This is a genomic window from Robertmurraya siralis, from assembly GCF_005502275.1.
GTDB classification, from domain to species: domain Bacteria; phylum Bacillota; class Bacilli; order Bacillales; family Cytobacillaceae; genus Robertmurraya; species Robertmurraya siralis.
Window position 1 is genome coordinate 60,827 of the sequence record NZ_SWLZ01000023.1, and the last position, 9,348, is coordinate 70,174.

A 9,348-nucleotide genomic window follows, 5' to 3' on the forward strand; every position below is an offset into this window, starting at 1 on the left:
TCATTCGCTCCTTTCCTTATATGGCTCATTTAACAGTTCGTTAATTGTGTATGGCTGCCAGTTTCGCCAATGCCCCTCTCGCTCAACACTGGCAAGCCGAACCCATCCGTTCCTTACTTTTTGTCGAAATGTTGAATCGGTTTTTAATAACCGTTCAATATGTTCACTCGGTGCTTGTATGACAATCAATAGCCGAAGCGGAGAGTGATAAGCCTCAAAATCTGTCGCCATAACTGATTGCCAAGGGAGGCCAGTCAACAAATCACTCGCGTTTCCCTGCATGACACCAAGGCCTGCTGTCACCGTTTGGGTGGCTTTGCTTCCACTGCCATAATAATGAGGTGCGACCGTCGAAGCGTAGTATTGCAGATTAATCCATTGAGCCACTGTTCCAGGCCCCGCAATAATGCTAGCTAGTAGAGCACCGTCTGCATCCTCTTGCCAATCATAATTATGGAGGAATGCTCTCCCTTCCAAGTCACAACCTTCAGTCAGTTCACGCTTTCCAATGATAAAAGCGGCATTGCGCGCTAAGCCCCACTCAGGCCGGATTTCACTCCAATCTTCGGCAAATCGTTTCGCCTCAGCGCTCGGTTTTTTAAGCTGCGATTGGAGTTGGGGCAATTGGGCAAGTCGCGCTGCATTTGCCTTATGACTGACGTCAGGCATAATAGCCTCAATGCGCGCAAACGCTTCTTGTGCAGCTTCGGTAAGCTTGGGAACATAAATCCACTCTAAATCATCGACCGTCGTCCTATGCTCAGCGGCAACGAAAACAGTGTCATCAGGTATTTCTATTCCTTCATAAGTAAGATTTTCTCTTACTTCAGGAAGATTGCATAAAGCAGCAAAGACCCTTGCATTAAAACCACCTGCAGCACCACCACAAGCGCCACAATCGAGGGCAGCCGCATAAGGATTATTGGTACTTTGACTACTATGTCCACATATGACAACTAATGGTGCGAAATTTTTTGTTAAACCCATCATTTTTAAAGTTTGGCGTGCATAGTTCACTTTTTCCTGATCCGCAAATCCAACAGGCAACCCAACTTCCCTCTTATCATCATGATGAAGCGAAAGCTCTGTATTCGGCTTACGGAGCCATCCCTCACGCAGATTACGTAAGAAGCGTCCTGCCCTCCTAGGGACAAAGCTCCGCGCTGCCATTTGCAGGCTAAGCCAAGGTCCACTCAGTTCGGGTAAGAGCAGACTCGCCAGGACATTTTGCTTCATCGTTTTAAAAGTATAGCTTAAAGAATGAACTGCCTGCTTTCGGTGTTGATATAATTGGAGCTCATGCTCTTCTGCCAGCTCCCTTATTTTATGCTGAGGCTTCAGCATAATCGGCAAGGAAGGATGACTGTGAGTATGCCCAAGCCCACTGGTTGCAATCGGTAAGCCGAAAAAACCAGCAATTCCAATCGTTTCAAACGGACCCTCTTTTTCGAGCTGGCGACGAAAAGGTTCCGAACGGGCATCAATGCAAAACGCCAATTGAGCCAAAGGTGTTTTTTTATGGCCGGTCTTATATTGACTAGAGATCATCTTCTGCCTTAATCGCTCTTCATGTGTTTGCTCCCACGCTTCTAACCAAATTTTCCTGCGAAGTTGATCATCAAAAATGGATGCAAACGATAAATATGCTTGTTGTTGTGCATCAGACATCTGTAACCATTCCTCCATTGGAAGCTCTCCCCAATGAAGCCATGATGCTAACAGTGAAGCAATGGAAGCCTTATATGCAACTCGTTCATTAGTCAAAGGCATGTAAGGATGGATAAGCGCCCATTCCATCGAAATTCGCACTGCCAAATACTCTGTTAACAACTCCTGTTCTGCACTTGATTGTTGTGAGCGCCAAAGCATCATTCCTGCCCATCCAGGAAGGGAAAGTAAATGTCCCTCAAGATAAGGTTGGATCTCTGACTCTGAGATTTCTAATGCAAGCAGCGCTGCCTTTAGCGCAGTTTGTGGCTTTTCTGGCCACCCCTTGAGACTTTGACGCTGGTTTTTACTAAGTGCCGGATCGTATTGAATCAGGCGTTGCCATGCACGATAGAACCCCTTCTCACGATTCGGCATTGTCCAGCCAGCTTGAGAATCATCCAAATACAATTTGCACCACTTGATGATATGGTGATCGAGAATGTTAATTAACCTTTCATGACTTTGATTCTCTATAGATGAGCTCAATGGTTGCATGGTAAATTTTCCACCAGAACCACTATTTAATTCATGCAGATGAGCGACCAACTGCTCAAGCTTAGATGATGATAAAAGTTCAGTTGGCAGTGGCTCCAATTTAAGCGCAGCCTGACAAAATCGCTCTGCCTCATCCCGTGGAATAGGAAAGGAATTTGAATCAAGCCACTGCTGTAAAGCCCTTTGCACAAATTTCTCATCAATTTCCCCTTTGCGTTTTGCCGCAAGAATCATTAATGCACTAGGATATATATCAACGTCACGGGTTTCTTTTAGCCAACTCGCCACCCCGGCAAAGGATTGTTTTTCCAAACCTAGCCACGGACTGCGTGCTGCAAAGGTTGAAATCGGCCAGAGTGGAGCGATTACCTGACTTGCCGCAGCAATTATCGCACTCATTTCTTGAAAATCGCTTTGTGAATCCTTTGTTTTCGAGGATTCCTTCATTAATACAGATGTCCCACTCATCACTGATTACCTCCTTTTTGTAAATATTGTTCAAGGTAGCTAGGATGACTGTCTACAGATTTAGCCTTTGCCTCACCCAATTTAACTAACCAAAGATAGAGCACGGCAAAGAAAACAGAAGATTGATTACGGGCAATCCATGCACCTATAGCACTACCAAACAGTAAAAGGCAAGCGACAATGATGACAACTGCCATTGGGGGTTGGACACTCTGAAACGCGGTTGTTTGCAGCAACTCATAAAAAAGATGATGGATCATAACATACACAAGTGCAGCGCCTCCAAGAAATAAGAAACCAACACTACGGCCAATCCTTCCTTCCCCAAAAGCGACAAGCTGTGTCCAAGAAACAGACAATGACCATCCTATAATTAAAGCGCTAATCAATTGATATCCTTCTCCTGGAGCCATCAGCCAAAAAGCTACCCCGGCAACAATTCCTAATGCTCGGCCAGCGAGAATCCATAAATAGGAGGCTCTTTCATTAATCCGATTCGATACCTCAAAACGGCGCACTGCTGAACCGGATTGTAAAAATAGCGTTGCTTTAAACAAACCATGTAAAATAAGGTGGATAATGGCTGCTATATATGCCCCTAAAGCGCATTGGATGAGCATAAATCCCATTTGTCCAATTGTAGATCCTACTAATTGACGCTTATAGTCCACCTGAACTAAACTAATTCCAGAGCCAATCAAAACAGAAATACCTGCAAGTATAAGTAATGTAATCGAGGCAATGTCTCCATTAAAAAGAGGTGAAAATCTAGTAAGCATGATTCCGCCTGCATTTACTAAACCAGCATGCATTATCGCCGAAACAGGTGTCGGTGCTACAACAGACTCAATTAACCACCTGTGGAAAGGCCACTGCGCTGCTGGAATAATCACGGCTAACACAATCAATAAATTAATCCCTGCTCTCTCCCAGTTCCCGAGCAAAACTAAATTTTCAATTGAAAGCGCCGATGACAGCTGCCATTGCCCGCTAGCTTGAAAGAGCCAAACCATTGCCAATACTAAAGAAAGCCAGCTTAGTAGAAATAAGCGCCCAGAAACCTTTGCTGCTTCACTCACTACTTTCCATTCATGGTTTAATCTTATAAGGAGAGTCAAACCTGTAAGAGTTGCACCCCAAAATAAAACCATTAAACGGAGATCAGCACTCAGCCAGGCCATGGAAGCAGCACCTGTAGTCAAGGTAAAGAGGGTAAAATATTTACGATAAGCACGATCCCCTAGTAAATAACGAACAGAGAAACGTTGAATGATAAAACCAATTGCAAGCACGAAAAAAACCATTAACCATGCTAAGGAATCTGTGTACCATGGCCCGATTTGACCATTGGCACTTGTGTTTGTAAGTGCCAACACGGAAATTAAAGGCGGCAAAGCCACGATCCAAATGTGAACACGAACAAAGCTTATAGGTACCCGTGGATGTAAAAACACTAGTCCACTAAGCCCCGAAATAATCAACATGATTAAAAAAATAATCATCAATGAAGACATAGTAAGTGAAACAAACATTTTGATTTCTCCCTTTTCAACTGACAATTCACATTTATGAATAATAGCGCAAAACAAAAAAGAATGAGGCTCACTAAACAAATTCTAAAAACAATAAAAAAACCGACAACTTTAGAATTCAATAATCTTTTTAGACCATTGAATTCTGAAAATTGTCGGCTTCACTCTAACTAACTTTAATAAAGTTTTTTGAAGTGCTACCTCGTTATCAACTTTTATCGTAACTTCCATGTTAACAAACAGTATCATTTTATTTTACTTCTCGATTCACGTTACCCCTCTTTTTTTATATTGGAGTTCTTTTTCATTCAAATCAATATAAACTATTAAAATAATGCTAAAGCGCCCAACACGATAAAAAGCACGAGTAAACATCTATCGATAATTAAGTTAAATATAAAGATAGGGCAAATTTGCAAAATAGTCAACCGGAAAGCATCAATAAGATTGAACTTAAATGTTGAAAAAGGGAGGGAAGAAGGCCAATCGTTCAAGCTCACGAAACTTTACGATAAAAATTTTTTATAGGCAGGCGTTGCTAAATATCCTTTTAACACCCACGCAAATATTCAATTCATAGATTAACGTCCTCCCGGTCAGCATGCCAAGATGCTTCTCCTTGTCCAGTGCCGCTCTTTTCAAAGCTTGGCGCGGCAATACAACCAATGTTTTCAATCAGCCTGAATAACTGCATTTTTTGTCTACACTCTCGACTCGTGGTGATTGCACGTGATCACGATAAACCTTTTAGTACGATACCCCATTGCGGATATGGGTTTTCTCAAACTCCGTCATGTTCGGATCGAAATATTTATCTGTATAGGCAGCAACAAACTGATCCTTCTCTATATAGCCAGACCCCCATGTCGGGTCCATCGTAAGCCATTTTCCGTCAACCTTCACTTCTACCCATGCATGATTTTGTGGCCAAAACCCGCCTAGTGCTGTCCCTTCAATAAATCTAGCTTCCATATTTACCGCTCTAAGTAAAGCAATTGCCAAATAAGAATAATCTTGACAGACACCTGTTTTTTCCGCAAGCGTTTTAAGAGCGCTATCATCCCATTCGAATTCTTTATTTTTCATCTTGCCAACATCATAAGAAATCGTCTTTGTAACGTAATCGTATACCGCTTTCGCTTTCTCACGCTCGGTCGTTTTTCCACTAATGATTTCCTCTGCCAGTTTTTTGATTTGCGGGTCGTCCGACTCTATACCTCTTGAAGGAAGAAGATCGCGTTTATCCTCGCCTGTAGACTCTAGCTCAAATTTCGCAAAGCCGAAATAGCGAAAATAATTGCTGTTTTCCTTTTTAATTTCTGGAACACTTACAGTCACCTCATAGGTGCCAGATCCAAATCGTAAATAAAAGGAGTCATCAAAAGAGAAGTTCTCAACTGGAATGACATCCAGTGCTGTATCCTCTCCCTTTTCCGTTGTAACATAAATATGGGTCGTATCTTTAGCAAATTCAGCGTTTTCATCTATTGAGCCTTTTATATGATATTGTCCTTCCGTCACCTTTCCTCCAAAAGTCGGGTACTCTAACGTAACCCCTCGCTCAATATAAGTATTGGAATATTCAATCGGCTTCATCACTTGCTCGGACTCATTATTGACTAAGATTTTCGTGCCAACCTGATAATAATCTTCCCGTTCTTTGTCAGGAACAAGCACTTCTAACTCATGGAGTCCTTTTCCGAAAAACAGTGGCATTTCATATTCGAATTTCCCATCCTTCACAGGGATAATGTGCTTCCATTGCTCAGAATCCTTCCTAATCACTAGCATCATTTTTTCCCCATCTGCTAATGCCGTTGCTTCACCCTTTAATAAGAAAATCTCACTCTCCTCCACATAACTTGTGTCCATGTCAACGGTCAATCCCGCACCATATCCAAAAGGGGTATAGGTTAAATCTCTCATCATCTTTGGATTGACGTTTATCACTTCAAAGCTTGCAGTATCATAATAATAATTTTCCTGATCGGTACTTGGAAGTTGAACCGTTACACGATAGTCACCCTCTCCATTAAAAAAGTGAACCGTTTCCTTAAAAGCTCCCTCCTTGATTGGAACATAATATTCATGTTCCATTCCAGCCGGACCTTCTTCATTTGAACGAACTTTAATCCACGCATAGTCTGACTTTAACTCATTGTAGTGTTCAATTTCCCCCTCGATCTTCACTTTTCCATTGGCAGCAAACTTTTGATATTTTGGATTGCTAAGTGAGGCGCCAATTTCCTCACTATATGAAGTCAATTCAAGAGGAACCAGTTCCAATTCACCATTTCTTTGTTCAACTAGCTGTTCGTATTTATCCTTTTCTTCTTTTGCTTTAGAATCACTTATTTCTGTATTCGCACATGCTGTTATCAAAACGAAACTAAGCAAACAGAAAAAAACAAATCGTAATCGCATCCGTTTCATATTCTCCTCCTTCATACATCCGTTGTGCATTCTTTTTCTAGTCGATAAGTTTTACGTATTTCCAAATCAATAGTTTCTAAGACTTATGAACTCTTTTCTCTCTATGAACAAGGTCCCGATTTCACCGACGAGTGCTATGACCTCCAAAACAGACTTTGGAGGCTCCGCCTCTTCTACAAATTTACCTTATGATAAACGATGATTATCATGCATTCACATTTTCGTCAGACTCTCTTAAAATCAGACAATATGAAAATGCGTACAAAATAAAATTTTTGCATCCAATTGCGCTTATTTTTCGTCTATACCATTATAAGCTTTCCCTAAAGCTTATTTTGACGATGACCGAACAAAGCGGCTTGTCATCACAGCAAATAAGAATCACGCATCTGCTATAATAAAAGAGAAGAGAAATACCCGTCTATTTTTAAAATGACTTCATAAGAATAAGAATGCAGATCTTTATAGAATGAGGAGATTTCAATGGAAAAATTAAGACCCCTATGGGAGAATATAGTACGGTTTTGGAAGAGAATGCACATCACGCAAATCATCCTTTTACTAGGTTTATCCTTTATTTTATTTACAATCATTTATTTTGCCGTCTTGGCAAGCCAAGCGAATGTCGAATCATTAAAAGCTGGCTTAAGCCAATCAACAGTCATTTACGATAAAAATGAAGAAATAGCAACAGAAATCACGACCAACAGAACGTCTGGAGTCGAGGTAGACGAAATTCCTGAACATGTTCGCAACGCAGTTGTCGCCATTGAGGACCATCGTTTTTACGAGCATAACGGCTTCGATATAAAAGGAATTACGCGCGTATTTTTCAAAAACCTTTTAGCTGGGAGAATTACTGGTGGTGGCAGTACAATTACGCAGCAGCTTGCCAAAAACGCGCTGCTATCACCTGAAAAAACGTATCGACGCAAAATAGAAGAGTTATTTTTAGCTGTTGAGCTTGAAAAAACATATAAAAAAGACGAAATCCTTCAAATGTATTTAAACCAAAGTTACTTTGGCAGCGGTGCATGGGGAATTGGTCAAGCCTCTAAAAAATACTTTAATAAGGATATTCAAAATGTATCGATTAGTGAAGCGGCCCTTTTAGCGGGACTCCTTCAATCGCCATCTGCAAGAGATCCGTACAAGCATTTAGATCGGGCAATAGAAAGACGCAATGTTGTCCTTTCCCGCATGCTGGAAAACAAGTTGATTTCTGAAGGAGAATATGAAGCAGCTAAAAAAGAAGAGGTTCATTTAGAAGATGGTGGTGGCAGTTTTATTAAACGGGATTACCCATTTTATGTCGATGCTGTCTTGGATGAAGCAATCAGAAAATACGGGTTAACGCAAGAGGAAATTTTAACAAGAGGCTATCAAATCTATACCAATATGGATCAAAATATACAAACTGCTCTTGAGAAGGTATATGCGAAGGATTCTGTTTTTCCAAAAGGAAGAGGCGGTGAAATCGTTCAAAGCGGTGCTGTCATGCTCGACCCTCATAACGGTGGTGTACTTGGACTTGTCGGTGGTCGTGGAGAATATGTGTTCCGCGGGTTTAACCGAGCCACGCATTTACAAGCCCAGCCTGGTTCAACGCTGAAGCCATTAGCGGTCTATACACCTGCCATTGAAGAAGGCTATCTCGTGACATCTATTTTGCAGGACGAACAGAAAACATACGGCAAATATACTCCTACTAACCCAAATGGCGTATACAAAGGGGACGTCCCAATGTATGAGGCTGTTGAAAATTCGCTCAATGCATCAACAGTATGGCTATTAAATGAAATTGGCTTAGAAAAGGGGCTTGACTCCTTAAAACGATTTGGGATTCCTTTAACTGATGAGGATAAATATTTAGGAATAGCTCTCGGAGGAATGCATAAAGGAATTTCTCCATTAAGGCTGGCGGAAGCTTACTCAACCTTTGCCAATGAAGGAAAGCGCCATGATGGACATCTAATTACAAAGATCGTCGGCCCGACTGGAAACGTAATCGCCGAGCATAAAGGCAAGTCTACACGCGTAACTTCAAAATCTGTCGTTCGCGAAATGAACTCAATGTTATTGAATGTAGTAGAATCTGGTACAGGTACCGCTGCCAAAATCTCCGGCGTTGAGATTGCCGGCAAGACCGGTTCTACTCAGCTTCCGTACGAAGACATCAATGGCTCAAAAGATCAATGGTTTGTTGGCTATACCCCGAATATCGTTGGAGCTGTTTGGCTCGGTTATGACAAAACAGATCGGGAGCATTACTTATCAAATAGCAGCTCTGAAAATGTTGTCCCGATCTTTCGCGCGATTATGGAACAATCATTGCCTTATTTTGAACCGGGAGAGTTTGATGTTGTCTCCGTCAACTCAAAACTTGCAGGCGTCAATAAAAAGGAAAAAACCGGAAGCAAAGAGAGCAAGGAAATCACCAAAGCACTTAAAGAAAAGACTGATGAGCTAAAGGAAGTCATTAAAGAAGAAAGCCCTAAATGGAAACGTGCCGTTGAGGAATTCAAAGAAGACGCAATTTGGCTCTATGACTATGTAAAAGAGAAAATCGGCAAGTAGCACGGCTTGATCTGCTCCCCATTAGGTAGACAGATTAAAAAATAAAAATCTGGCTATTTAATGGGGAGTTTTTTATGTCTAAAAGATCCTATCTACCTGAAATAAAATTAGAAATCTTAAAAATGTGGGAAGA

At 41.4% G+C, this 9,348-nt stretch carries 4 protein-coding genes; 1 reads left to right on the forward strand and 3 read right to left on the reverse strand.

The genetic code is table 11. The features are described from left to right. From FCJ93_RS20105 to FCJ93_RS20115, 3 genes are all read right to left on the reverse strand, one after another. Positions 1 to 2,673: a DUF2309 domain-containing protein gene (locus FCJ93_RS20105; protein ID WP_137744510.1), complete on the reverse strand. Its 2,673-nt coding sequence runs from the start codon at positions 2,671 to 2,673 to the stop codon at positions 1 to 3. Then, the gene (locus FCJ93_RS20110) at positions 2,673 to 4,205 is read right to left on the reverse strand and encodes an NADH dehydrogenase subunit 5 (RefSeq protein WP_095314678.1); all 1,533 of its coding nucleotides are present in this window, start codon (positions 4,203 to 4,205) and stop codon (positions 2,673 to 2,675) included. The genes FCJ93_RS20105 and FCJ93_RS20110 overlap by 1 nt, the downstream gene beginning before the upstream one ends. Before the next feature lie 747 nt (positions 4,206 to 4,952). Further along, the gene (locus FCJ93_RS20115) at positions 4,953 to 6,638 is read right to left on the reverse strand and encodes a transglutaminase domain-containing protein (RefSeq protein ID WP_137744511.1); all 1,686 of its coding nucleotides are present in this window, start codon (positions 6,636 to 6,638) and stop codon (positions 4,953 to 4,955) included. A 483-nt stretch (positions 6,639 to 7,121) separates the two neighbouring features. Here FCJ93_RS20115 and FCJ93_RS20120 point away from each other — a divergent pair, with 483 nt between their 5' ends. Further along, positions 7,122 to 9,215 carry a transglycosylase domain-containing protein gene (locus tag FCJ93_RS20120; protein ID WP_137744512.1) on the forward strand — a complete coding sequence of 698 codons (2,094 nt, stop codon included), beginning with the start codon at positions 7,122 to 7,124 and terminating at the stop codon, positions 9,213 to 9,215. Positions 9,216 to 9,348: the final 133 nt, after the last annotated feature.